This is a genomic window from Virgibacillus sp. Bac332 (genome assembly GCF_003667785.1).
In the GTDB taxonomy this organism is placed as follows: Bacteria; Bacillota; Bacilli; order Bacillales; family Amphibacillaceae; genus Virgibacillus; species Virgibacillus salarius.
This window is the reverse complement of the sequence record NZ_CP033046.1, coordinates 910,320-936,684: the sequence shown is the minus strand read 5'-3', so window position 1 is coordinate 936,684 and position 26,365 is coordinate 910,320. Positions and strand designations below refer to the sequence as shown.

Annotated in this window: 24 protein-coding genes and 1 riboswitch; of the genes, 20 read left to right on the top strand and 4 right to left on the bottom strand. The window is 39.6% G+C overall.

Features of this window, described 5'->3' with window-relative positions:
- Positions 1 to 160 precede the first annotated feature (160 nt).
- The 16 genes from D9782_RS04380 (at position 161) to cysC (ending at position 18,632) form a co-directional block, all read left to right on the top strand.
- The gene (locus tag D9782_RS04380) at positions 161 to 1,876 is read left to right on the top strand and encodes an ABC transporter ATP-binding protein (RefSeq protein WP_121604193.1); all 1,716 of its coding nucleotides are present in this window, start codon (positions 161 to 163) and stop codon (positions 1,874 to 1,876) included.
- Between the two features lie 965 nt (positions 1,877 to 2,841).
- Positions 2,842 to 3,504, top strand: a complete 663-nt coding sequence (locus D9782_RS04375) for a peroxiredoxin (protein WP_121604192.1) — start codon at positions 2,842 to 2,844, stop codon at positions 3,502 to 3,504.
- An 88-nt stretch (positions 3,505 to 3,592) separates the two neighbouring features.
- Positions 3,593 to 5,002, top strand: a complete 1,410-nt coding sequence (locus D9782_RS04370) for an MBL fold metallo-hydrolase (RefSeq protein ID WP_026683027.1) — start codon at positions 3,593 to 3,595, stop codon at positions 5,000 to 5,002.
- Positions 5,003 to 5,130: 128 nt separating this feature from the next.
- Positions 5,131 to 5,703, top strand: coding sequence for a TetR/AcrR family transcriptional regulator (locus D9782_RS04365; protein WP_026683028.1), 573 nt, complete (start codon positions 5,131 to 5,133; stop codon positions 5,701 to 5,703).
- 649 nt (positions 5,704 to 6,352) lie between these two features.
- A complete protein-coding gene (locus D9782_RS04360; protein ID WP_026683029.1) occupies positions 6,353 to 6,703 on the top strand; it encodes a DMT family transporter in 351 nt (116 codons plus the stop codon).
- Entirely contained in the window at positions 6,703 to 7,017 is a 315-nt protein-coding gene (locus D9782_RS04355) for a DMT family transporter (protein ID WP_026683030.1), read from the top strand. The genes D9782_RS04360 and D9782_RS04355 overlap by 1 nt, the downstream gene beginning before the upstream one ends.
- Positions 7,018 to 7,222: 205 nt before the next feature.
- Positions 7,223 to 7,325: riboswitch (SAM riboswitch) on the top strand.
- A 167-nt stretch (positions 7,326 to 7,492) separates the two neighbouring features.
- Positions 7,493 to 8,218: a phosphoadenylyl-sulfate reductase gene (locus D9782_RS04350; protein ID WP_034679895.1), complete on the top strand. Its 726-nt coding sequence runs from the start codon at positions 7,493 to 7,495 to the stop codon at positions 8,216 to 8,218.
- A gap of 112 nt (positions 8,219 to 8,330) precedes the next feature.
- Complete coding sequence (locus tag D9782_RS04345) at positions 8,331 to 10,163, top strand: assimilatory sulfite reductase (NADPH) flavoprotein subunit (RefSeq protein WP_121604191.1); 1,833 nt, start codon at positions 8,331 to 8,333, stop codon at positions 10,161 to 10,163.
- Positions 10,164 to 10,253: 90 nt separating this feature from the next.
- Positions 10,254 to 11,969, top strand: a complete 1,716-nt coding sequence (cysI, locus tag D9782_RS04340) for an assimilatory sulfite reductase (NADPH) hemoprotein subunit (protein WP_026683033.1) — start codon at positions 10,254 to 10,256, stop codon at positions 11,967 to 11,969.
- A gap of 42 nt (positions 11,970 to 12,011) precedes the next feature.
- A complete protein-coding gene (cobA, locus tag D9782_RS04335; protein WP_026683034.1) occupies positions 12,012 to 12,791 on the top strand; it encodes a uroporphyrinogen-III C-methyltransferase in 780 nt (259 codons plus the stop codon).
- Positions 12,792 to 12,808: 17 nt separating this feature from the next.
- A complete protein-coding gene (locus tag D9782_RS04330; RefSeq protein WP_121604190.1) occupies positions 12,809 to 13,540 on the top strand; it encodes a sirohydrochlorin chelatase in 732 nt (243 codons plus the stop codon).
- A gap of 30 nt (positions 13,541 to 13,570) precedes the next feature.
- Positions 13,571 to 14,212: an NAD(P)-binding protein gene (locus D9782_RS04325; RefSeq protein ID WP_121604189.1), complete on the top strand. Its 642-nt coding sequence runs from the start codon at positions 13,571 to 13,573 to the stop codon at positions 14,210 to 14,212.
- A complete protein-coding gene (locus tag D9782_RS04320; RefSeq protein ID WP_121605821.1) occupies positions 14,196 to 15,011 on the top strand; it encodes a uroporphyrinogen-III synthase in 816 nt (271 codons plus the stop codon). Before D9782_RS04325 ends, D9782_RS04320 begins: the two co-directional genes overlap by 17 nt.
- A gap of 40 nt (positions 15,012 to 15,051) precedes the next feature.
- Complete coding sequence (sat, locus tag D9782_RS04315; RefSeq protein ID WP_371414007.1) at positions 15,052 to 16,221, top strand: sulfate adenylyltransferase; 1,170 nt, start codon at positions 15,052 to 15,054, stop codon at positions 16,219 to 16,221.
- An 18-nt stretch (positions 16,222 to 16,239) separates the two neighbouring features.
- Positions 16,240 to 18,018, top strand: coding sequence for an SLC13 family permease (locus D9782_RS04310; RefSeq protein WP_121604187.1), 1,779 nt, complete (start codon positions 16,240 to 16,242; stop codon positions 18,016 to 18,018).
- Positions 18,019 to 18,029: 11 nt separating this feature from the next.
- Positions 18,030 to 18,632, top strand: coding sequence for an adenylyl-sulfate kinase (gene cysC, locus D9782_RS04305; RefSeq protein WP_121604186.1), 603 nt, complete (start codon positions 18,030 to 18,032; stop codon positions 18,630 to 18,632).
- Between the two features lie 335 nt (positions 18,633 to 18,967).
- Here the strand turns inward: cysC and D9782_RS04300 are convergent, their stop codons facing one another.
- The gene (locus D9782_RS04300; protein WP_121604185.1) at positions 18,968 to 19,597 is read right to left on the bottom strand and encodes a TetR/AcrR family transcriptional regulator; all 630 of its coding nucleotides are present in this window, start codon (positions 19,595 to 19,597) and stop codon (positions 18,968 to 18,970) included.
- A 197-nt stretch (positions 19,598 to 19,794) separates the two neighbouring features.
- Here D9782_RS04300 and D9782_RS04295 point away from each other — a divergent pair, with 197 nt between their 5' ends.
- Positions 19,795 to 20,556: an SDR family oxidoreductase gene (locus tag D9782_RS04295; protein WP_026683041.1), complete on the top strand. Its 762-nt coding sequence runs from the start codon at positions 19,795 to 19,797 to the stop codon at positions 20,554 to 20,556.
- 431 nt (positions 20,557 to 20,987) lie between these two features.
- On the opposite strand, the gene D9782_RS04290 is transcribed toward D9782_RS04295, so the two are convergent.
- Positions 20,988 to 21,353 carry a YybH family protein gene (locus tag D9782_RS04290; protein WP_121604184.1) on the bottom strand — a complete coding sequence of 122 codons (366 nt, stop codon included), beginning with the start codon at positions 21,351 to 21,353 and terminating at the stop codon, positions 20,988 to 20,990.
- A 155-nt stretch (positions 21,354 to 21,508) separates the two neighbouring features.
- Between D9782_RS04290 and D9782_RS04285 the strand changes: the two genes are divergently transcribed.
- Positions 21,509 to 22,063 (top strand): hypothetical protein, encoded by a 555-nt coding sequence (locus D9782_RS04285; RefSeq protein ID WP_121604183.1) that lies wholly within the window; start codon positions 21,509 to 21,511, stop codon positions 22,061 to 22,063.
- 274 nt (positions 22,064 to 22,337) lie between these two features.
- On the opposite strand, the gene D9782_RS04280 is transcribed toward D9782_RS04285, so the two are convergent.
- Positions 22,338 to 22,907: a histidine phosphatase family protein gene (locus D9782_RS04280; RefSeq protein WP_121604182.1), complete on the bottom strand. Its 570-nt coding sequence runs from the start codon at positions 22,905 to 22,907 to the stop codon at positions 22,338 to 22,340.
- Positions 22,908 to 23,060: 153 nt separating this feature from the next.
- Here D9782_RS04280 and D9782_RS04275 point away from each other — a divergent pair, with 153 nt between their 5' ends.
- Complete coding sequence (locus tag D9782_RS04275) at positions 23,061 to 23,405, top strand: DUF3889 domain-containing protein (RefSeq protein ID WP_026683044.1); 345 nt, start codon at positions 23,061 to 23,063, stop codon at positions 23,403 to 23,405.
- Positions 23,406 to 23,443: 38 nt separating this feature from the next.
- Here the strand turns inward: D9782_RS04275 and D9782_RS04270 are convergent, their stop codons facing one another.
- Positions 23,444 to 23,986, bottom strand: a complete 543-nt coding sequence (locus D9782_RS04270; RefSeq protein WP_121604181.1) for a GNAT family N-acetyltransferase — start codon at positions 23,984 to 23,986, stop codon at positions 23,444 to 23,446.
- Between the two features lie 614 nt (positions 23,987 to 24,600).
- On the opposite strand from D9782_RS04270, the gene D9782_RS04265 reads away from it, so the two are divergent.
- Positions 24,601 to 26,196: a M4 family metallopeptidase gene (locus tag D9782_RS04265; RefSeq protein ID WP_034679881.1), complete on the top strand. Its 1,596-nt coding sequence runs from the start codon at positions 24,601 to 24,603 to the stop codon at positions 26,194 to 26,196.
- Positions 26,197 to 26,365 lie beyond the last annotated feature (169 nt).

Below are 26,365 nucleotides of genomic sequence, written 5' to 3'. Positions count from 1 at the left end.
CATGTAGGAGAACGCAACCGATGGAAGCTTCCCTTTATATATATGCAGAGAGGTAGACAACCTTGCCAAGCTTTTTAAAATCTTAGGTTGGCTATCTTGCCAAGCCCCATCATTAGCCTTATAATTTCTTTTAGAATGCAGAAAGGAAGTGTACTTGGAAATGATACGCCGTTTTTTCTCCTATTATAAGCCACATAAGCGTTTATTTATCATAGATTTTACCTCTGCAGTAATTGTTGCTATTCTGGAGCTTGCCTTCCCAGTTGCTGTGCAAAGCTTTATTGATAAATTACTACCTGAAAATGATTGGGATATCATTGTGCTGGTAAGTATTTTATTGTTATTGGTTTATCTGATCAGTACTGCTTTACAATATGTCGTAACGTATTTAGGACATAAATTAGGAATAAATATTGAGACAGATATGCGTCAAGAGTTGTTTCATCATGTTCAACGACAATCGTTTCGTTTCTTTGATAATACGAAAACAGGTCATATCATGAGTCGTATCACCAATGATTTGTTTGATATTGGTGAGCTTGCTCACCATGGTCCAGAGGATTTCTTTATATCCATTATGACGTTTATCGGAGCATTCATTATTATGTTTACGATTAATGTTAAACTAGCAATTGTTATTCTTTTCGCCGTGCCTATTTTAATTTTCCTTATTGCTTATAGCAATATAAAAATGAATAAAGCTTGGAAGAAAATGTATGAGGATATTGCCGGTGTTAACGCAAGAGTGGAGGACGCAGTGTCTGGAGTTCGGGTTGTCCAGTCATTCACGAATGAAACACATGAGATGGATCGCTTTACTAAGGACAATTATAGCTTCCGTAAAGCAAAAGTTGGTGCTTATAAAGTAATGGCAATTGTACATTCAAATATCTATATGCTTATGCGCCTAATAACGCTGGTTGTATTAGTAGTAGGGGCATGGCTCACTTATCAGGAGGAGCTACTTATTGGTGAATTGGTAAGCTTTGTATTATTTGTAAATGTATTATTTACACCGATTCAAAAAATAACTGCTCTGCTGGAGTTATACCCTAAAGGAATGGCAGGATTTAAACGATTTGTTGATCTATTAGAAATTGAACCAGATGTGCAAAATAAAGACGATGCAACAGTAGTAGAACATCTAAAGGGAAATATCTCATTTGAACATGTTACGTTTGCTTACGAAAAAACACAAAAACCTGTATTAGATAAGCTTAGCTTTGGAATTAATGCAGGAGAGACGATTGCCTTTGTCGGACCATCGGGAGCAGGTAAGACAACCATTTGCTCGCTAATTCCACGTTTTTATGATGTGGACGGCGGGAGCGTGACAATTGATGGCATGGATATTCGCGATATGACGAAAGAATCACTTCGCCAGCAAATAGGTATTGTACAACAGGATGTATTTCTGTTTACTGGTACGTTGCGTGAGAATATAGCTTATGGAAAATTAGATGCGACGGATGAGGAAATTGAGCTAGCCGCACGTCGTGCTCATATGGAAGAATTTATTAAGGAGCTTCCAGATGGATATGAAACGCAGGTTGGTGAGCGTGGATTGAAGCTGTCGGGGGGACAAAAGCAACGGATTGCTATTGCGCGTATGTTCTTAAAGAATCCACCAATTCTTATTTTAGACGAAGCAACCTCAGCGCTCGATACCGAGACCGAAACAATTATTCAAAAGGCTCTAACAGAGCTTTCCAAGAATCGTACAACGCTCGTGATTGCCCATCGTCTTGCTACAATCAAAAATGCAGATCGGATAATGGTGGTAACAAAGGAGGGCATTGAAGAAGAGGGGAGTCATGAAGATTTACTTAAGCGAGATGGTATTTTTGCTCACTTGCATCGTGTACAAATGCGCTAATAAAATAGTTTTTACTAGAAAACGTCAATACTGCTAAGATTACTTCACTAGTCTAGGCTAGTAGAGGAGCGCTCTGCACCTCTACTAGCTTTTTTAATAAGTTAAGAAAGTATAAAATCAGTGCAATGACTGCGTTAAGCCAAGTAGTTATTTTGAAATGGTTGATGTATATTGGCAATGCTCCGACGAATTACTTCGCTTTCGGCGGGCACGGCTTCAACTAACTTTGCAAAGAAGAACACGTTGCAAAGTGGATTTTCGGCTCGCGCTAATCCCGCAGGAGTCTACGTAATTAGTCTCCGCTATGAGAAGGTGCAACAATTCTTGTCATAAGTAATAGGTTGACTTTTTTTACAATGGGTAAAGTGAAAATCGCTATCTGTGAGTATAAAAGCAGCTGTGTTACTTCATGCTAGCGTTGTAGAGCCTGATAATAGCGAAGGCCGGCCACTTCAACTCCTGTGGGAAATGTTTGACCTGAAGATCCACTTTTTTTGAGCGGGTTTTGCTAAAAAAGTTAGCTGAAGGACAAACCCCACGGAAAGGGAAGTGGGCAGCCGGAGTGGTGGTCAAGCAGTAGCTATTATTCCATAATAGCTACTAGAGGAAGCGTAAATCTGAGCATGTAGTGATAAGGACTGAACGAATTTTGCTCAGTTTTTTTAATCTTGGCAGTGCCCGGGTTTCTAGCCATAGAATGGTACGTATCACACATCGGCGTCTGTCAAGTACTCAAGGGTTAGTTGTCTGTTATCCCGGACGAACGATCGAACCGCCTAGCGAATTCCCGCTAACTATTCGATCGTAGTTTCGTTGCTTTTTCTCTCACTAAACAATTATTTACAAGCACGCTAAATTGTTAACATTCCATGACAATTCAGATTTTTTTAACATGCATGTTTAGTCCACGTAATATAAAGGTAAAGACTAGCAGAACTAGAAGTAAAAAGAAAGGGGATTCAAACATGGAACAACAGGAACACCACGTGGAAGTAAATGGATTACCACGAATTGGGGAGCAGGCACCTGATTTTCAGGCTAAAACGACACAGGGAGATATCTCCCTTCGTGACTATCAAGGGAAATGGGTTGTATTGTTTTCCCATCCATCTGATTTCACACCAGTTTGTACGTCTGAATTTGTTGCCTTTCAGGAGGTATATCAACAATTACGTGCACTGGATACGGAATTGATTGGTTTAAGTGTTGATAGTGTTAGTTCGCATATTGCCTGGCTGCGGAATATAGAAGCGAACTTTCAGACGACCATAGAATTTCCTATCATTGCTGATCTAGATCAAAAAGTAGCGACGAAGTACGGTATGATTATGCCAGAATCTACGGGCACAGAAACTTCACGAGCTGTTTTTGTCATAGATGAGAAGCAGACGATTCGCGCACTCATTTATTATCCACTTACAACTGGACGGAATATGAATGAGATTGTTCGCCTTGTAGAAGCATTGCGAACAACGGATGAATATGGTGTATCGACTCCAGCTAATTGGCAATCAGGTGACAAGGCCCTTGTCAAACCACCACAAACAAAGCAGGAAGCAAATGAACGAATGAATGATCAGGACTATGATTGCGTTGATTGGTATTATTGTCAGAAAGAAATGAAGTAGAAAAAGTTCCCCGGCTCTCCTTAGTCGGGGAATCTCCTAATAGTTCGTTTGTTAGAAATGTATGGAATAGAAGGAGGTTATTAGATAGATGTATTTAAAATACTTTTATGATTCTTCCTTAGCGCAAGCTTCTTATATGGTAGCCTGCCAGTCAACTGGAGAAGCTGCCATTATTGATCCAGCAAGGAATATCGATGCATATATCCATCTTGCTAATGAGCAGGGGTTTCATATTTCCGCAGCGGTGGAGACACATATTCATGCTGATTTTGTATCTGGTGTCACAGAACTATCTCGGCGTACGGGAGCGACGATTTTTTATTCGACGGAAGGACCGAACAATGGAGGGTATGATTGGGATGATTGTTTAACCGTTCAAGGATTACGAGACCAAGACATTATAACCATCGGTAATGTCCAACTCAAAGCAATACATACTCCTGGTCATACACCAGAACACATGGCATATGAGCTAACAGATAAGGCGACAGCCAATTTGCCAATGGGGATATTTACGGGTGACTTTGTTTTTGTAGGAAATGTAGGTCGCCCAGATCTTCTTGAAAAGGCGTTAGGTGTGAAAGACTCTGCTGATAAAGGAGCTCGGCAGCTGTTTAAGTCGCTACAAAGGTTCAAACAATATGCTGATTATATACAGATTTGGCCAGGTCATGGAGCTGGAAGTGCATGTGGTAAAGGTCTTGGCTCCATACCTACTAGTACAGTAGGATACGAGCGAATGTATAATCCGGCATTTCAGTTTACAGAGGAGCAGCCCTTTGTGGACTTTTTGCTTCATGGCCAACCAGAACCACCCGCTTATTTTGCCAAGATGAAAGCAATAAACAAAAGGGGAATGACACCGTTAGCCAATGTGCCTGCCGGTGTAGAATTTCAATTACAGGGAGACTGTATCGCAGAATTAGCAAAAGACAAGAAAAATATAGTCATTGATACTCGAAATGCTATCGATTATGCTAATGCTAGTCTTCCAGGAACAATAAACCTTCCATATCCCGGGTTATTTGCTGATTGGATAGGTAAGCTCGTTGATTATGAGTCCAACATCTATTTCATAGCTGAGCCATATCGCTTTGATGAATTAAGAGAAATCGTTATAAGCATTGGTATGGATAAGCTTAGGGGGTTTTTCTCTACATCGTTAATTCAAACGGCATCCAGTCTACGTTCGTACCAAAATCAATCACCAACAGAGATTGAACGAAGGTTTCAAAAGAATGAAGTGCAAATTTTGGATGTGCGTTATCAAGATGAATGGGAGGAAGCACGCATTCCAGAAGCAATACATGCTTCGCTGCCACATGTAAAGGAGCGAGTCAAAGAGCTGTCCACAAGTAAGCCGATAGCTGTTCACTGTGCCTCTGGAAAGCGTTCTGCGATAGCCGCAAGTATATTATTAAATGAAGGCTTTGAAGTAATTAATATACGAGGCGGAATGCTACAATGGAAAAATGAGGATTTAGGTTGGACGAAATAGGATAGTAAAACGATTCCTTCCGTCAAGTTTTTGAAGAAACAAGAGAGATGCTTGACAGGAAGGAATTTATCCTATAAAATGACTGAAAGTCAGTCAAGAGAAATGAATACTATGAAAGGGGCGGTGATATGGATAATAAAAAGGAAAAAATTACGAAGTCTGCTATTCATGTGTTTCGTGAAAAAGGGATAGAAAAAACAAAGGTTTCCGACATTGTAAAAGGCGCAGGCATCGCACAAGGAACCTTTTATTTATATTTTCCCTCGAAACTTGCAGTTATGCCTTCAATTGCTGAAGTGATGGTAGAACGAATCGTAGAAGAAATGGAGCGAAAAGTAAATCGAGAAACGGCATTTACGGATCAATTAGGTCAAGTCGTCTCCATTATATTTGACCTGACAAAGGAATATCGGGAAATATTTGCGCTGATTTTTGCTGGATTAGCCTCAAGTGACTATTTGAGTGAGTGGGAAAAAATCTATGAGCCTTATTATGCCTGGATGCAAGAATTTCTTGAGCAACCAAAGGCTGCTAGTAAATTACGAGATTCGATTGATATTAACGGAACAGCTAAATTACTAATTGGCCTAATTGAATCGGCCGCTGAACAATCCTATCTGTATGACCAACAAGACGAGGAGTCTGCTAAACAAAAACAACGAGAAGTCTTAGAATTTGCATTACATGCATTATGTAAGTAATTGGACTTGGTGTAATCCAAGTTTTTTATTAAAAGATAAGAAAGTATAAAATCAGTGCAATGACTGCGTTAAGCCAAGTAGTTATTTTGAAATGTTAGATGTATATTGGCAATGCTCCGACTAATTACTTCGCTTTCCGTGGGCACGGCCTCAACTAACTTTGCAAAGAAGAACACGTTGCAAAGTGGATTTTCGGCTCGCGCTAATCCCGCAGGAGTCTACGTAATTAGTCTCCGCTATGAGAAGGTGCAACAATTCTTGTCATAAGTAATAGGTTGACTTTTTTTACAATGGGTAAAGTGAAAATCGCTATCTGTGAGTATAAAAGCAGCTGTGTTACTTCATGCTAGCGTTGTAGAGCCTGATAATAGCGAAGGCCGGCCACTTCAACTCCTGTGGGAAATGTTTGACCTGAAGATCCACTTTTTTTGAGCGGGTTTTGCTAAAAAAGTTAGCTGAAGGACAAACCCCACGGAAAGGGAAGTGGGCAGCCGGAGTGGTGGTCAAGCAGTAGCTATTATTCCATAATAGCTACTAGAGGGAGCGTAAATCTGAGCATGTAGTGATAAGGACTGAGCGAATTTTGCTCAGGTTTTCTAAAAATATAATGACTGAAAGTCAGTCATGTGATAAAGGATGAAATACAGAAATGAATAAATCATGGATATATGTTGTATTAACGAGTGTTTTTGAATTGATCTGGATCTATGGATTTAATACCGCTAACGCTTGGTGGCATTGGGTCCTAATCATAGGAGCTATCCTTTTAGATCTCCATTTCCTGTCTAAAGCTTGTGAAAATCTACCAACAGGTACCGTATATGCGATATTTGCTGCTGCGGGAACAGTAGGTACAGCCATCATGGATATTTACTTGTTTGGTGGAAGTTTAAATGTAGGAAAAATGTTCTTTATGTTGATTCTAGTTCTAGGGGTTATTGGCTTAAAACTTTCTGATCAACCGGAACAGTCTGAAGCGACAAAGGGGGTTCAATCCTAATGGGTTGGTTATTTATTGCGAGTGCATCTGTATTTGAAATGTTAGGTGTCTTAGGTTTACGTCTCTATAGTCAACAGAAGACTATACGAAATGGACTGCTTTATATTGGTGGATTAGGTGGTTCATTCATCTTTTTATATGCATCCTTCTCGTATTTACTTGTAAGTGTGGCATATTCTGTGTTTATTGGCATTGGAACGGCCGGTGCGGTATTGATGAACATGATTTTCTTTGGTGAATCTACGAATAAGTATCGAATTGCTAGTTTGATTGCGATTATTATTGGAGTTACCGGGTTAAAAGCATTATCATAAGCATATTAGAATACACATGCTTTTGGGAGAATAGTACGTTCACATTTAGGTGATTCTTTTCATGATCTAAAAAAATTTATTGTCACATCTGGCTTGTTTTTTGTATATAACATGAATATCAAACTATTCTCATGTTTTGGAAAAAGGCATTGACTTTTTCTGGAAAACCATTTAATATATCAAACAATACAGTCATAGATTTTAATTCTTATCAAGAGAGGTGGAGGGAAAAGGCCCTTTGAAGCTTCGGCAGCAGGTTATTCTAACACTGTGCCAATTCCTACAGACAATGGTCTGATAGATAAGAAGAGTGCAAGATACCGTACAAATTACTCTTCTTATCACATGGATAGGAAGAGTTTTTCATAGCATGTTTATGTTTACCTCACTGCCTATTTCCAGTACATTTGTTTGCCTAGACCTTACGCCTTTATTTTTAAGAATAACGTAGGAGGGATAATGCGTGACAAGTCATATGCTGTCATATCAAGATTTTACTGTTGATCCTTTTAAAGATTTTCTCCCTGAGGATGAAACGAAAGGAGCCTCTACCATTTTAAGTTGGGCATATGAGCAATATGGGGATTCCATCGTTTATGCATGTAGCTTTGGCGCAGAAGGTATGGTGCTAATTGATTTAATAGCAAAGGAGAAATCTGATGCAGAGATTGTCTTTCTAGACACAGGGTTACATTTTCAAGAAACGTATGATCTCATCGATGAAGTGAAAAAAAGGTACCCTGATTTGCGGATTCGCTTAAAGCAGCCTGATTTGACAGTGGAAGAACAGGCAGCAAAGCATGGCTCGGCCTTGTGGAAGCGACAGCCAGATCAATGTTGTTTCATTCGTAAGATCAAGCCTCTTGAAGAAGAACTAGATAAGGTACCTGCTTGGATATCTGGACTTCGTAGAGAGCAGTCACCAAGTCGTAGTAAAACAGACTTTGTGAATAGGGATGAACGATTTAAAAGCATTAAAATATGTCCGTTAATTTATTGGACTTGGGACGATGTATGGAATTATATTCAAAAACAACAATTGCCCTATAATGAACTGCATGATAGAAATTATCCAAGTATTGGGTGTATTCCTTGTACCTCCCAAGTAGCCGACTCTGATGATTTACGTGCAGGTAGATGGACGGGGCAAACGAAAACGGAATGTGGCTTGCATACCACGGTTAATAAAAGCGAATCGTGATGATCTGAGTATTCATCTTTTTTATTTCGTTTAATTCCTAGTAAATTAATTGGTATACTAAGTATTTGATTGTATAGGTATAAAAAAGAACTTAATAGTGAGGTGGAACGTGTTGTCGTTGAATGTAACAAATAGCCCTTTTAATCACGAACAAATAGAACAATTAAATCTCCTGTTACCTACTTTAACGGATCATCAAAAGGTTTGGCTAAGTGGTTACCTTTCAGCTTTTATATCAAAAGAAGTCCAATCTGGTAATCCAGACCCCCAAGCCGTCAGTCAAGCAACGAATGCTGGCACAGATCCGAGAGAAGTAACCGTATTATATGGATCGGAGACAGGGACTGCCCGCTCATTAGCAGAATCGATGGCTGAAAAGCTAGACGCAGCGAATTTTTTGGTAACTTGCTCCGCGCTTGATGACTTTAAGCCAAAGAAATTAAAGAAGACAGAGGATGTATTAATTATAACGGCAACCCATGGAGAAGGTGATCCACCGGATAATGCGATCTCTTTCTATGAATTTCTTCACAGCAGAAAAGCACCTAAATTGGATCATTTGCGTTTCGCAGTGCTAGCGCTCGGTGATGAGTCGTATGAATTTTTCTGTCAAACAGGAAAAGACTTTGATAAACGCCTAGAAGAATTAGGTGGAGAGAGGCTATATGACCGAGTAGATTGTGATTTGGATTTTGATGAGCAAGCGTCTGAGTGGATGACGGGAGTACTCGGGGTTTTAAAGCAGTCATCTGAAGTTGTTGACAATACCGTTCTAGCAGGTCAACAAACGGCAGGCACGTTCGTTTCCGAACAACCTGGTTTTTCAAGAACAAATCCATTTATGGCCGAGGTTGTGGAGAATATTAATTTAAGTGGTCGCGGTTCCAATAAGCAAACCCGCCATCTAGAATTGTCCATTGATGGGTCTGGCTTTACCTTCAAACCAGGAGATAGCTTAGGGATATTTCCGAAAAATGACCCCGTATTAGTCGATCAACTTATGAAGGCGATGAATTGGGATGCAGAACAAACTGTATCTGTGAATAAACAGGGGGAAATTAGGTCATTACGAGAAGCTTTACTTTCCCATTTTGAGATTACGGTTTTAACGAAGCCACTAGTAGAAAAGGCAGCTACATTATTTGCTAATGAAGCATTAACCGATCTATTAACAGCAAGCAATAAGGAAAATTTAAAGTCGTATCTTGAGGGAAGGGATGTTTTAGATTTAGTAACCGATTTTCCGCCTAAGAAGCTGCTGGCTGAGGATTTTGTCAGCATATTACGGAAGCTACCTGCTCGTCTTTATTCCATTGCCAGCAGCTATGAAGCCAACCCTGATGAAGTTCATCTAACTGTTGGTACGGTAAATTATTTTGCTCATGGGCGTGAACGTGAGGGCGTCTGCTCCAGTCAAGTAGCCACACGAGTGGAAGTCGGTGAGAAATTGCCAGTGTATATCCATCAAAACGCTAATTTTCAATTTCCTGATGACCCGGAAACGAGGGTGATTATGATTGGTCCTGGTACCGGGGTTGCACCATTTCGCTCTTATCTGGAGGAACTAGAGGAAACCGAAGCGGAGCAACAAACATGGCTCTTCTTTGGAGAACAGCATTTCTCCTGTGATTTCCTTTATCAAGTGGATTGGCAAAAGTGGTTAAAATCTGGTGTGCTATCGAGAATGGATGTGGCATTCTCACGGGATACCGATCAAAAAGTATATGTACAACACAAGATGCTTGAAAAAAGTAAGGATTTTTATGAATGGTTAAAAGCAGGCGCTGCTGTTTACGTGTGTGGAGACGAAAAGCATATGGCAAAAGACGTCCAGCAAACAATACTTACGATTTTAAGGCAGGAGGGAGACATGACTGCGGAGGAGGCTGAATCGTATTTGCAGCAAATGCGTCAGGAGAAACGCTACCAGCGAGATGTGTATTAATGGCTCTTGTTGGTTAAATAGGCATGTTATTTAGGATCCATGCTTGGTGCTATTACACGTGAAGATTAAGGAATGGAGGGAGTTTAACGAATGGCAAAGGGAAAGGACTCACTACATGAGACCACATTGGATGATATGGAGCGAATTAAAAAAGAAAGTAAATTTCTACGAGGTACAATAACGGAAGGACTTGCAGACCCAATAACAGGAGCTATTTCGGATGATGATAATAAAGTGCTGAAGTTTCACGGGAGTTATCAACAGGATGATCGTGATCTACGGGATGAACGGAGACGTCAAAAATTAGAGCCTGCCTATCAATTTATGCTGCGAGTGCGTGTTCCAGGAGGAATTGCCAGCCCTAAGCAATGGCTGGTGATGGATGAACTTGCTGACAATTATGCAAATGGAACGATTCGTCTAACCACAAGGCAAGCATTTCAATTACATGGCATCTTGAAATGGAATTTGAAAAATACGATAAAAGAGATTAACCATACACTTATGGATACTTTAGCAGCATGTGGTGATGTAAATCGAAATGTAATGTGCAATACCAATTCATATCAATCGGCGGTCCATGCAGAGGTTCAAACGTGGGCACAAAAAATTAGTGACCACCTCTCACCAAGAACCGGAGCATATCATGAGATTTGGCTAGATAAAGAAAAAGTAGTTGATTCGCGAGATGAAACGGAAATAGAACCAATCTATGGAACAACGTATTTGCCAAGAAAATTCAAGATTGGCATTGCTGTACCACCATCAAATGATATTGATGTATTCTCTCAAGACCTTGGCTTTATTGCTATTCAAGAGGCAGGTAAACTGGTGGGGTTTAATGTTTCTGTTGGTGGCGGTATGGGAATGACGCACGGAAATACCGATACGTATCCGCAATTAGGGCGGGTGATTGGCTTCTGTACACCAGATCAAGTAATTGCTGTAGCAGAGGAAATTGTTACAATTCAACGTGACTATGGAAATCGATCCAACCGTAAGAATGCAAGATTTAAATACACGATCGATGCAAGAGGTATTGATTGGCTAAAGCAAACGTTACATGAACGATTAGGCTGGGAATTGGAGGAAACGAGAAATTATCAGTTTGAAAATAATGGGGATAGCTATGGCTGGGTGGAGGGAAACGGCAAATGGCACTTCACATTATTTATTCAAAATGGCCGTGTAAAGGATACAGAGGATTATCCATTAAGGACAGGACTGAGGGAAATCGCAAAGGTGCATACGGGTGATTTTCGTTTAACACCTAATCAAAATCTAGTCATTGCAAATGTTACGAAACAAAAGAAAGAACAGATCGATCAACTTATCAAAACGTACAAACTAACAGATGGTGGGCAATTTAGCGGGTTACGCCGTAATTCGATGGCTTGTGTTGCGTTACCAACTTGCGCTTTGGCAATGGCGGAATCAGAAAGGTACCTTCCTTCATTAATTGAAAAGATAGAAGGGATTCTTGATGAAGCAGGACTACGTGAAGAAGAAATGGTTATACGCATGTCAGGCTGTCCCAATGGATGCTCGCGACCAGCTCTAGCAGAAATTGCGTTCATTGGTAAGGCGCCAGGTAAGTACAATATGTACCTTGGTGGAAGTTTTACCGGGGAACGATTAAGTAAGCTCTATCGAGAAAATATAGGCGAGCAGGAGATTTTAGATACACTTCGTCCTATTCTCAATCAGTATGCAAGGGAACGGCTCGATGGGGAGCATTTTGGAGACTACGTTATTCGAGCGAATTATGTGGAAGCTGTACATTCCGGACTTGATTTTCATAGGTAGTGCAGGTTTAAACCAGATTAATAGAAGAGGCGGGGGTAGGAAATGGGAAAGGTATATTTGGTTGGAGCAGGTCCAGGTGACCCCGATTTGATTACGGTAAAAGGTGCAAAGATCATCGGTCAGTCGGATGTTATTTTATATGATCGTTTAGTGAATGAACAATTATTAGAGGACTATGCACCTAAACAAGCAGAACTGATTTATTGTGGGAAGCGTCCAGATCACCACGCATTAAAGCAGGAGCAAATAAATCAATTACTTTGGCAATATGCAAGGCAAGGGAAGGTTGTTACGCGATTAAAAGGCGGTGACCCTTTTATCTTTGGAAGAGGGGGTGAGGAAGCGCTCACTCTAGGAAAACACCAGATTCCATTTGAAATTGTACCAGGAATTACTTCTGGATCAGCTGCGCCAGCCTATGCCGGAATCCCGTTAACCCATCGACAGATTAGCTCATCTGTTGCTTTTGTGTCGGGAGTAACTCGAAAGGGAGATACAGGTGAAGCATATTGGGAGCACCTTGCTAAGGGCGCTGAAACCTTATGTATTTATATGGGTGTAAAAAACCTTCCAGACATATGCCATTATCTAATTAAATATGGCAGGGATGCAACGACGCCGATTGCCGTTATACATTATGGGACAACACAAGCGCAACAAACGATAACAGGTACGTTGCACACGATAGCAACGAAAGCTAAACATCTAAAAAACCCCTCGATGATTATTATTGGTGAGGTCGTTCGGCTACGTGAACAAATAAAGTGGTTTGAAGGGCTGGCTTATGAAGCATCCGAATCGCCAATTGCTGTCATTGGGTAACAAAGGGAGGAAGCTACATGCAAGCTGTTCTTTATGTAAGTCATGGCAGTAGATACGCTGATGCTACGGCAGAAGCCATATCGTTTCTTGAAACGGTGAAAGAACAGGTGGATATTCCCTTGCAGGAAATCTGCTTTCTCGAATTGGCCACTCCTGATATGAAGCAGGGAATTGCTAATTTGGTAACTCAAGGGGCAACCCGCATCGCAATTGTACCGGTGCTATTATTACAAGCAGGTCATTATTATCACGATATTCCGCAGGTTATTGAGCAGCAAAAGGCATTATATCCAGCTATTTCATTTACCTATGGTCAACCACTTGGTGTACAGGATCGATTAACGCAGATATTGGCTGAGCGAATGAATCAAGCAGTGGTAACTATTAAGTCAGATATGAAGGTGCTGTTAGTAGGCAGAGGCAGTAGTAATCCACAAACAGTAATCGATATCGAAACCATCGCAAATCGACTAAAAAAAATAACGGGGGTAGCTCATGTGGAAGCATGCTATCTAGCTGCATGTACCCCTGCTTTTGAGGGAAAGTTGCGGGCAGCTGTTACGGAGGAAAACTCGCAAATTGTTATCGTCCCTTATATTTGGTTTACCGGATTTTTGATGCGACATATTCAGCAAAGGATTACAGAAATTGGGGGAAGCAAGAGGGAAATCATCCTTTGTCATCATTTAGGAAAGCATCCGGCAATGCAGGAAGCATTAAAGGATCGCGTTATAGAGGCAATCGTGTAAAGCAATTTTATAAAAAGGATGTTGAATGCAATGGGGCGAATTCCATTAATGCTTGAATTAAATGAAAAGCAAGTAGTTATTGTTGGTGGTGGCACGATAGCAGAACGACGTATAAACACAATCATAGACAGTGGTGCTTACATTACAGTAATTAGTCCTATGATTAATAAGGCAATTCGAACGGCTTGGGAAGCGGGCTTTCTTACATGGAAACAAAAGACATTCGAGGCAACGGATATCCAGCAGGCTGTACTTGTTGTTGCCGCTACAGACGATCAATTGGTGAATCAATTCGTATCTATGTCAGCACCAGCCGAGTGCCTTGTAAATAATGCTTCAGATGCAAAAGCGAGTCATGTTCATTTTCCTGCATATCTGAAGCAAGGAAGATTGTCCATTAGTATTTCAACCAATGAAGCAAGTCCAGCACTATCATCCAAGATTAAGAAAGAACTTGAACGCATCTATAACAAGGACTATGAAGGCTATGTAGATTTTCTATATCAAAGCAGACAGCTATTGAAACAATCCACCGTGGATAAGCAGCAGCAGAAAAAACTATTACAATCGCTCGTATCTAAGGAATTTCTGTGTAAAGATAAACAACTTCAGGCATTACAGTCGTTAAGAGCAATAACGGGAAGGATCGATGCAAGTGAATGGATTAAATAATAAGCAGGTAGGTATTGCTGCTACACGTAAAGTGGAAGAGATAGCTACATTAGTTAAAAAAAATGGAGGCATACCCTCCGTATTCTCTATTCAAGGAGAACAAGTATTTGATGATCAAACAGGTGAAGCGAATATTTCAACATTATTGTCAGGATCATTTGACTTCATCATCTTAACTACAGGAATTGGGGCAGCGAGCTTAGAAAGAGTTGCACGAAAGCTCCATTGCTTTTCCGATTTTATTCAGAAGCTAGGACAAACGACGTTAGCAATTCGAGGCAGTAAGACACGTCATTGGTTAAAAGAACACGCTATTTCTCCGACATTTGTATCGAAAGATGGCACCATGGAGGATCTTATACAGACGCTTGCTAATCAACCTAATCGGCAAGGACAGCGTGTTTATTTACAGGCATATAACCAAGATGATTTACAGTTACAAGCAGCATTAGAGCACTTAGGATATGCTGTCTATTTGGCGAAACCATATTATTATAAGCAACCAGATGCTGAGGTATTACAGGAATTAAGGGATGAAATTATTCATCAATCCTTAGATGCTGTTATTTTTACAAGCAAAACACAGGTTCAGAATCTTTTCCACTCCCTTTCACATGAGCATAGAAAACAGGTAATAGCCGCCTTTAATAAACATGCCCTAGCTGCTGCAGTAGGAAAAGTAACTGCACAGGAATTAAGAAAGAATCAGATTCAGGATGTTTTTTATCCGACGAAACCGAAGATGGGAAGAATGGTCGTAGAAATGAATCATTATTACGAACAACAGGTTGTTCAATGAAGCGTTATGCCATGAAAGCGAATAGGAGGGAGCTTAAGTGATATCAACAACGGAACAGATAGGAAGTATACCTCATGGAGGTAAATTAATCCAAAGGCAAGTCGCTAAGGAAGAACGGGGTGCCTATTTGCAAAAAATAGCGAACGTAAAAACAGTAACAGTAAATACGTGGCATCTCTCCGATTTGGAATTGATTGCGAATGGAGGCTTTAGCCCTCTTACTGGATTTATGGGGAAGACAAATTATACAAGAGTTGTAGAAGAAATGCGGTTGGAGGATGGCACGATTTGGAGTATCCCCATCACACTAGATGTAGAAAAAGCACAAGCAGAGGCATTGGAAATCGGTGATCAAATCGCACTGATTGGCGAGGATGATGAGGTATATGGTGTCTTAAATCTTACCGAGAAGTATCACTATGAAAAGGAAAAAGAAGCAAAGCTTGTGTATGGCACAACTGACCCATCACATCCAGGTGTTAAAAAAGTGTATGAAAAAGGTGATATATATCTAGCTGGTCCTATTCATCTACTTCAAAAGAAAGCAAATAATCAATTCGCTAATTATCAGCTAGATCCAAGAGAAACAAGGAAATTATTCGCAGCATTAGGATGGAAAACAATTGTAGGATTTCAAACAAGGAACCCAGTGCACCGCGCACACGAGTATATTCAGAAATGTGCATTAGAATCTGTTGATGGGCTATTGCTTAATCCTTTAGTAGGAGAAACAAAATCAGATGATATCTCAGCTGATATACGAATGAAAAGCTATGAAGTCATCTTAGATAAATATTATCCGAAAGACCGAACGAGACTAGTAATCTATCCTGCAGCGATGCGCTATGCTGGTCCAAGAGAGGCTATCTTACATGCTATTGTTCGAAAAAACTATGGCTGTACGCATTTTATTGTTGGGCGGGACCATGCAGGTGTTGGTGATTATTATGGTACTTACGAAGCGCAGGAGTTAATTTCCCAATACGAGGCAGAGCTAGGAATTCAAATATTTGCATTTGAACATGCATTTTATTGCACAGCATGTGAAAACATGGGAACAGAAAAAACATGTCCACATGATAAATCCTACCACGTTCATTTAAGTGGCACGAAAGTACGTGAGAAGCTACGTAATGGAGAAGATTTGCCAAAAGAATTTTCACGCCCAGAAGTAGCAAAAGTGTTAAGGGAAGGCTTCAGACAACGTTAAGTAAAGGGAAGGTTCCTCATGTCGAGCGAGATGATCATTGTTTCTATCGTAATTTGTTTCATGATCGGTGGACTTATCATGGATATTGCGCATCCAGTCATCATTGTGTTTACCGCATTAACCATCTTTTTATTAATAGGTATTGTAACACCAGAGGACGCGCTTATTGGTTTTTCTAATGAAGGAATGCTAACCATTGCTCTGTTATTTATTATAGCTGGTGCCATTCAAAAAAGCGGTATTATCGAAGACATTATGAAGAACTGGCTAAATAAAAGTAATAGTTTAATCGGCTCAATGGTCCGAGTACTGATACCAACGTCTACACTTTCTGCATTTTTAAATAATACACCAATTGTTGTTACGTTTACGCCATTAATTAAAAATTGGTGTGAGGAGCATCAAATTGCACCATCAAAATTCTTAATCCCCCTTTCCTATGCGACCATTTTAGGTGGAACCATTACGTTAATGGGGACGTCCACCAACCTTGTCGTACATGGTATGCTAATTGATTACGGCTATGATGGATTTTCAGTCTTTCAGTTAGCAATTATTGGCGTTCCGATTACCATTGTTGGTCTCCTTTATTTGATTGTCATAGGCAGACGCCTGTTACCGGAAAATAAAGGTTTTCAACAGCAGGTAAAAGAGGATTCCCGAGAATATATTGCTGAAATGGTTGTTGAGGATTCGTTTTCAGCGGTAAATCGTAGTGTGAAAGAAGCTGGATTAAGAGAGTTAAAGGGACTTTATTTAATCGAAATTATCCGTGGTAAGGAGCGCGTATCACCTGTCCGCGCTACAACCATTATTCAAGCTGGTGATCGTCTCATTTTTACCGGTATAATCACGGCATTAGCTGAGGTGCAAACAACGAAAGGGTTATCGTTAAGAATGGGAAAGCAAGTTGATTTTGATGATTTAAAGAATGGCAGCTCAACAATTGTAGAAGCTGTTGTATCGCATCAGTCCTCCTTGCTTTCCAAATCGGTGAAGCAATCTAAGTTTCGATCCTTATACGATGCTGGAGTTATTGCAGTTCACCGAGATAGCGAACGAATAAAATCCAAAATTGGTGATATTTTGTTAAAGCCAGGTGATAGCTTACTATTACTAGCAGGAGCCGATTTTATGGAAAAGTATCAGCAATCGGAAGACTTTTATGTAGTAACCCCATTAGATCGACCGAATACATTTCAGCGAAATCCTTTTAAAGGCTGGATAACAATCATTCTCTTTTTAGCGATGATTCTATTGGTTACAATCGGTATATTGAGCATGTTTAAGGCGATGGCCATCGTAGTTGTAATCATGTTAGCAATGAAGGTGATCACAATGGAAGAGGTAAAGAAATATATTTACTTTGATGTGCTATTGCTAATTGCCTGTTCATTTGGTATTGGCATGGCGATGATGAAATCAGGCTTAGCACCTTGGATTGCTGATAAAATATTGAGTGTAGGAGAGCCACTTGGCTTATTTAGCTTACTATTACTTATCTATATAGCAACAAATCTATTCACGGAAATCATTACAAACAGCGCAGCGGCTATTTTGATGATCCCGATTGTCTTCGAAATGGCAGCTAACCTAGATTTAGAGCCAATGGGCTTTGCAGTTACAATGACGATCGCGGCGTCTTCTAGCTTTATTACGCCGATTGGGTATCAAACGAATCTAATTGTCTATGGTCCTGGTGGCTATACAGTCAAAGACTATGTGAAAATAGGGACACCATTAAGTATCTTGGTAATGATTATTACGGTAATGATTGTATACTTCTGGTGGTTTTAGGAGGGAAAAATGTGACTAAGTCGAAGCATATTGCTTGGCATGACTCGATTGTATCAAAAGAAGCTAGGCAGAAACGAAACAAACATAAAAGTGCAGTACTTTGGTTTACGGGGCTATCTGGCTCCGGGAAATCAACGATTACCGTGGAGCTGGAAAAGAAGCTCTATCAACTAGGTATTTACACGTATCGGCTAGATGGTGATAATATTAGGCATGGATTGAACAAGAATCTTGGGTTTACACCGGAGGATCGAGCGGAAAATATCCGACGAATTGGCGAAGTATCGAAGCTATTTATCGATGCGGGTGTTCTTACATTGACTGCCTTTATCTCTCCATATCGAGAAGACCGCAATCTTGTAAGAGCGCTGCTACCAGATAAAGAATTTATTGAGGTATATGTAAAATGTAGTTTAGAAGCGTGTGAAGAACGTGATCCCAAGGGATTATATAAAAAAGCACGTGCTGGTGCAATAGCGGGTTTTACTGGTGTCGATGCACCTTATGAGGAACCAATTGCTCCTGAACTAACAATTGATACAGAGAAACAATCGATTGAAGAAGCGACGCAGCAGGTTATTAATTACTTGTTAGAAAATGATTATTTAACGTAAGGATAAATGATGCTGTTCGAAGGGAAAACCTTAGAAGAAATTATCTGTATGAATCGTAGCAAATCAAAGGAATGCATATTTATGGCGATACAGCATCAATTCTAGCGTAATGTTAGAACTGTCTCATAAGGTTAAAAAGCTAAGAAAGTATTATATTAGCCCATGTGGATAAAAATGGCGTGTTGAGCCACGCCCAGCTCCAGCGCCCCGTAACGAGGCGACTTCACGAATCTGGCAGTGAATTTTCTCTCATGCGCAAGCTGAATCATTGCCAAGGAAGAGTAGTGTATTCCAGTTAGTATCGATAAGCTACCTTATGAGACGTTCTTTTTAACTTATGAAGTTGTTTCCGATGCTTCCATTACTTTAGGTGTAAGATATTGCATAGAAATAGGTCTGTTTGACAGCATTTTAATTAATTGGTCAGCCATGTAGTCAGTGGAATATTTGAATCCACCTTTTACCCATTCCATAATCATTCCAAATAACGCATAAGCTTGATAACTTATCTGTAAGTCTTTTTCAATTGAATTGTCTCCCCTGTCCTCTTTTTGCAGCTGTGCAAGGTCGTTCATTGGCAATTTTTTCAAAATATCACATAATTTATTTTGAAAACCTGGTAATACATGTTCGTGATAAATAATGGTTTGATAGAAATCAGCAAAACGTGCCACATGTTCAAATATTTTAATACTAGCAGGGGTCAGGTCATGGAGACTAAATATTTCCTTATTAGCATATGGATCGCGGTAAGATTTAGTTAAATCAGATATGACATCGTCGACTAGCTCATGGAGTAGATCCTCTTGTATTTGGTAGTGCTTATAAAATGTTCCCCGATTTAAATCCGCTGTTTTGACAATATCCGTGATGGTGATTTGTCGTAATTCCTTTTCTTTCATAAGTGTAAGCAACGCAGATTTTAATGCAGTTTTTGACTTATGAATCCGCCGATCTACTTTCATATACAATCTACCACCAATCTGTTTATTATTTTGTTATGTTCAACATCAAGGGTGTTTAATGTTGATTAATCAACATGTTAGCGGTTATTTGAATATTGCTACCTTAAGTATAGTACATTATGCTTCTAGTATACAGTCACATGATATTGTCATTAGTTGGAAGACCTTTTTATATGTAGATAAAGGAGAGATTATGAATGAAATTATCAGGCAAAGTAGCAATTGTTACTGGTGCTGCTTCAGGTATGGGAAAAGCTATTGCTGAGCTCTATGCCAAAGAGGGTGCTAAAGTAATCGTTTCGGATATTAATTTAGAAGGTGCAGATGCGGTAGCTTCTGCCATCGAATCAGCTGGTGGTACAGCAAGAGCAATGAAGACAAACGTAGCAGAACGTGAAGAAATCGACCAATTAATTGATATAACTGTTCAAGAATTTGGGACGCTAGATATTCTAGTCAATAATGCAGGAATTATGGATGGCTTTGAGCCCGCAGGCGAAATCGAAGATGAGAATTGGGAGCGAATCTTTGCCATTAATACAACTGCGGTAATGCGTGCTACAAGAAAAGCCCTACCGATCTTTCTGGAAAAAGGAAAAGGCGTTATTGTTAATACTGCGTCAACTGGCGGTTTAAATGGGGCGCATGCTGGTGCAACATATACTGCTTCCAAACACGCTGTAATTGGTTTTACGAAGAACACTGGCTATATGTATGCAGATAAAGGTATTCGATGTAATGCAATTGCTCCAGGTGGTGTTGCAACCAATATCGGTGCATCCATGAAAAACGTAAACGAGCTTGGAGCAAGTCGTACAAAAGCTGGTCAGGCAGTTATGCCACGTGCTGGACAACCTGAAGAAATTGCCAATGTGGCTCTATTCTTAGCATCTGAAGATTCAAGCTTTATAAATGGTACGGTCATTACTGCAGATGCAGGCTGGACAGCAGCATTCTAATGAAAAAGTACTAGATATGCGGGGGCAAAAGCGTTCTAATCGAAGAAAAAAATGAAACAACTAAAAATGATCGTTCGTTCAACTAATTCGCTCCAGAAATATACGTGCTTCCGCGTTCGGCTGGTGTCCCTCCTCTTGCTGTTGAAATGTCGTACTATGATGTCTGCTCGAAGCCTTTTATCTTGTACTCTCGCAGGATAAGGAAGACTTCGACAGCAGTACATCGCACGCAGGAAAAGCGATCTTCTTTTTTCAACAATCTACGAATATTTGCTATTGTGCATCTTTAGAATGGACTGTTTTAGTTAGATCCTATCCTATCCCTTTTCCATTATATAAAAATGAAGATAACTTGCTCGTATACAAAGGTTGTGTCCTTAATTGTTTAGCTATTATGTAGAATTTTTCTTGCTAAACGTTATGTGATGAACTCACAAACTACTTAAATGCTCGTGAATAAGCCTCCACTTCCCATCCTCTGTTTGTACAAAAACATTCGTTGCACGTCCGCTTCCTGAAACAAGCCGCCCTTCATAGTACCCTTTATAATGGTAGTTGTAGATACAGGTTGCTGTATGTTCATCGACAGCGATCCACTGAATGTTTTTTGCTTGGTAAATTTCATCCTCAATTGTTCTCCACGCTTGCTCGAAATACATTTTTATTTCAGGGATGGAAGCACAGGTTTTATCGGTAAACCAATAATGTGCATCCTTATGTAACATCTTTTCAACCTGTTGGAAATCATGTGAGTTCGTTGCATCTATATACTGTGTAAGTGCATTTTTATAGTTCATGATTAGTCACTCCTCTTATGTTTCGTTTTAATTGTACCTGTTAAAAGTATAGCTTTGTTTACGCATAAAAACAAGAATATACGTTCGTTTATTTATGCTGTTGACATTCTAATTCAGAAATTTATAAAATTAGATTAGGGATGGGGAGAGAGAAAATGTATATTATCTTAGGAATTGGTATAATTGCTGTTATTATTGTTTTATTTTTAATAGCTAAATTTGCGGCGTTTTCGGAGTTTATGAGTGGTTTTAAAAAAGGAACATTTGAAAAGTTAATGATTGGGCTTTCCGTTGCAGGCGTTGTATCGCTCGCTTATGGAATTTATTATGAAGTGACCTATCAACCACCCTATTTAGATATACAGGTGAATGGGAATGAACATACAGTTTTTGGAGAAATTGGTGATGTCGGATATTATGGTGATGGACTTGTAACTAAAGATAAAGAAGCCAATCTTCATCTTGTCACATGGGAAGATTGGAATTTAGAGGGCAACACGGTAGTAGAGCTTACCTATCCATCAGGTGCAACGGAAACGTGGGAGGCAAATATAACCGAATTAAATGACCAAGTAATCAATGGTTTGGCAGAAGCGCATGATGTGCAAGGTATATATGAGCTTTCCCCCTATACATTTACGGAATCAGGAAATGTAGAAGTACGTATACAGGAAATCGAGGCTAGCTTTATTATTGAAGTGAAGGAGTGATCATCAAAAAAGGACGACAGATGTCTATGTGTGGAGTTTTTCAGCTCCATGTGGAACTGGATGTTAAGCCCCATCGTTGTCCGGTATGTAATGTGCTTACAAAATGAAGGAAGATACATTGATAATTGATTAACATACACAAATATAGGGGGTGCCACCATGACGGGCACCCCTACGATAAGTCTTCATTGGCTCGCAAGCTCAACTTGAAGCCTTTATCTCTATTGACTCACTCCAGTCGCTACGCTTCTAATCGAGCGCTTGCGCTTTTTTCTTAGGAGAGATGTTCTGTTTGATTATAGTCACGAACCTTCCAATCATCTTGCTGAACATGAATATTACTAATACATCCATTCATAAGCTTTGTTTTACCAGAACCAATTTCCCCGTCAGATAGCTCGGAGAGTATCGCATTAATTACAGCGCCATGTGCAACTAATAAAATCCGTTTGTTAGGGTATTGCTCCTTCACTTTTGCAATACCACCCATTACTCGTGCTTGAAAATCCTCCCGCTCTTCCTGATTAGGGAAGTTGCGATCAGGATAAGCTTCATTCCTTTCTGAGATGGTCATTCCTTCTGCTTTTCCAAAAGATCGTTCCTTGAACGCTTCCATTATTTTAAATGGTAATTGTAGTTGCTTATTTATAATTTCTGCAGTTTCCTTCGCCCTTCGTAATGGACTACATATCAGTTCATCATAATCTTCGCTATTTAAATATGTAGCACATTTCATAGCTTGCTTTCTACCAGTATCATTTAATGGAATATCCGTTTTGCCTTGGAGCTTTCCCGCGGCATTCCAATCGGTTTCCCCGTGTCTAATTAAACAAATAGTTGTCATGTTCATTGCTCCCTCCCCTTCATCACCTATTCATTTATTATACTAAATAAAATTCGTTGAAGTTCACAGTAAACGTGTTCGAAGTTCACAAATCAAGATACGTATAAATTCACAAATTCTTCACATTCTAAATGTATAAAGGAGGATGGACCGATGCATACATTTTTTATGGCAGTTAGCTTGAGTGGGTTGATGCTTATTACAGGGGCGACTTCTCTAATTCCTACAGAACAAGCTGCTGCAGCTGTTGTTGAAGAAGTTCCTGCCTATGCAAAGTGGGGTAAAATGGCTGTCAAAGCAACGATGGCTAAATATCCAGATGCCGAGATTGTTGATTATTTATACAGTGGCAATGAAGAACAGGATGACTCAAGAATAGAAAAATTTAAGCTGTGGCTACGAGAAGGAGATAAGGAATTTGGTGTGCGAATTCATATAAAGCATCATGTATCGTCAGAAAAAGTAGAAGGAATTTCCTTTGAGGAGACGTCGAATTGACAAAAGCGCATGACGATAATCGATCTGCGCTTTTGTTCCTACATATCTTCTGGATTGATGATAGCTAATACTTGATGGTCTTCCCACTTTCCGTTTATTTTCACATTCTTTTTGGCAATACCTTCTTTATGAAATCCTGCCTTCTCTAATACACGAATCGATCCGATATTATGTGGCATAACTCCTGCTTCAATCCGATGGAGCTTCAGCTCGTTAAATCCGAAATCTACTACAAGCTTAGCCGCCTCGGTCATGTATCCTTTGCCATTATGAGATTTATCAAGAACGTAGCCGATAAGTGCACACTGTACTGGTCCCCGCTTTACTTGAAACAAATTAATCGTACCAATTAGCTTGTGCTCTTCGTTTAGAAACATCCCAAAATGGTACTCCTCTTCTTTCGCTTGTCTACTTATCGCTTGCCGAATTCTTTTAAGCTGAGCCTCTTCTGTATAAAAATCCTCTTCTCTTTCTATGGAATAGGCTGCAAAAAAGGAGCGGTTCCGTTTTTCGAGATTCAGGCATTCGGTCACATCGTCTTCGGTAAACGGCCTTAGATAGAAATGTTTTCCTTTTAACATCGCTTTCACTTCCTTCCATCTATCTATTTCGAGTTATTTTGTAGAATTTCCTTCTATTTTATTGCTGAAAAAATAAAAACTATTTCTGTTTTGCTTTCCAAATAAACTGAGGAAAAAGGTGCAAACAAATGAAGGGTCAAGACGAATGATGGAGTATAATCGCTAATTTTTCTCGGATTTATAGTGAATAAGTTATAACATTTTAGCTATTATTTATAATAACCGTAGCTTTATTAGGAGGTTTGAATCGTTTTTAACAGAGGTTTCTTTTCGTTGACCGATAAGGGTAGTTATTTAGCCTCGAAAAAAGTAACGAAATCAGCTTCTTTTCTAATGGGTTTCATTCCTAACTCCTATGTATAAGTAAACAGAAATCAGTACATATTAATCATTTTTTATTATTCATAAACATAGCTACGGGTTTCGACAAATTTATCGAGTCTATTAATCTATAATAGTTTCTACACGTAAGATTCTAGCAATTCATTTTTAAAATTTACTAGAGTTAAGAGGGTGTAGACTTCATAATTAATAGCAGAAAGGGAGTGAAGGATGAACGGCTCCGCTTGATCCGGGCAGCGGCTAATTTATGAAAGATGGAAAGGATGGTAGGTATGAAATTAAAGAAAAAATGGATGGCTTTGACACTGGCGGTTCCATTGTCATTTGGAATGATTACCCATAGTACTATGATTCATGCGCAAGAAACAAAAATAAACATAGATAACTCCTACGATACCCCCTCATATATTATTGAAAAATGGCAGGCACCAAGTGGTCTATCCAAAAAAGAGGTTGTCCTTTCATATTTGGAATCCAATCAAGAACACTTTCAATTAACAGATCGTTCGCATATTAATTTTAACATAACAAATGAACAAATAGATCGGGAAACAGGCACCACCCACTTTAAGCTAGAGCAGTTGTATAAAGGCATACCTATATTTGGCGCGGATCAGACAATTACATTAGATGAAAATAAAGACGTTACTGCGTATTTCGGTAAGGTTATTCCTGCAATAGAAACGAAAAATGTGGCAGAAAAAACGACGGTATCAGCAGCGAAAGCAAAAGAAATTGCTAAAGCACATATTGAAAAGAAAATTGGGGAAGTAAAGGATTATGATGGTGAAGTAGATGCAAAACGATATTTATATGAATATAAGGAAAAATTCTATGACACGTATCTTGTTACGGCTTCTACTACACAGCCATCCGTAGGGTTTTGGCATTATTTTGTTGACGCGTCCAATGGTAGCATTATCGATTCATATAATGCTGCTCATCATGTTACTGCTTTTGGAAGAGGCGTGTTTGGTGATAAACAGATGTTTGAGGCTCAGGCATTTAATGGGATGTACAGGCTATTTGATATTACTCGTGGTGATGGGGTAGTAACGTATGACCATACAACAGGTACAAATGTAGATATAACAAGTTTAAATAAGATGTTCCGGGATGGATCAGCCGTCGATGCTCATGCAAATGCACAAAAAACATATGATTATTATTTGGATACCTTTAATCGTAATTCTGTAGATGACAATGGTCAAATTTTAATATCAGCGGTTCATGTCGGACATAACTGGAATAATGCATCGTGGAATGGGAGGCAGATGTCCTATGGGGATGGAGATGGCATTCGTTTTCATCCGTTAGCAGGAGGACTTGATGTTGCTGCTCATGAAATGAGCCATGGTGTTGTTCAGCATACAGCCGGATTAATTTATCGTAATCAGTCTGGCGCCTTGAATGAATCGTTTGCAGATATATTTGGGGCAATGGTTGATCGGGATGATTGGCTAATCGGTGATGCAATTATGGCAGATGGAACGATGGCCTTGCGATCAATGGAAGATCCGACGGCATTGATTGAAAGACGCACACAGGAGCCCTATCCAGATCATTGGGATAGAAGATATACAGGACCATTAGATAATGGTGGCGTCCATATAAACAGCAGTATTAATAATAAAGCAGCTTATTTAGTTTCAGAGGGAGGAGAGCATTACGATGTTGAAGTGAATGGAGTTGGCCGTGATGTAACAGAACAAATTTATTATCGCGCCCTATCCCTTTATTTAACAAGTAATTCCGATTTTAGCATGATGCGTCAAGCTGCTATACAAGCGGCTACGGATCTATATGGAGACGAATCAGAGGCGGTGGCAGCTGTCGAACAAGCCTATAATGCTGTTGGAGTCTATTAGTTGAAAAAAATCAATACCTAGCTATCTGTTGTTGGAAGGTAGCTAGGTTATGTATTAGATCAATTTTTTCCGTGGGGATGGTAAGCTGTCTTAAATGATGTATTTAAATAAATATGTTACAGTTCATCGTAATTAATCAGTTGATACTACTTCTACGACAATGTTCCCA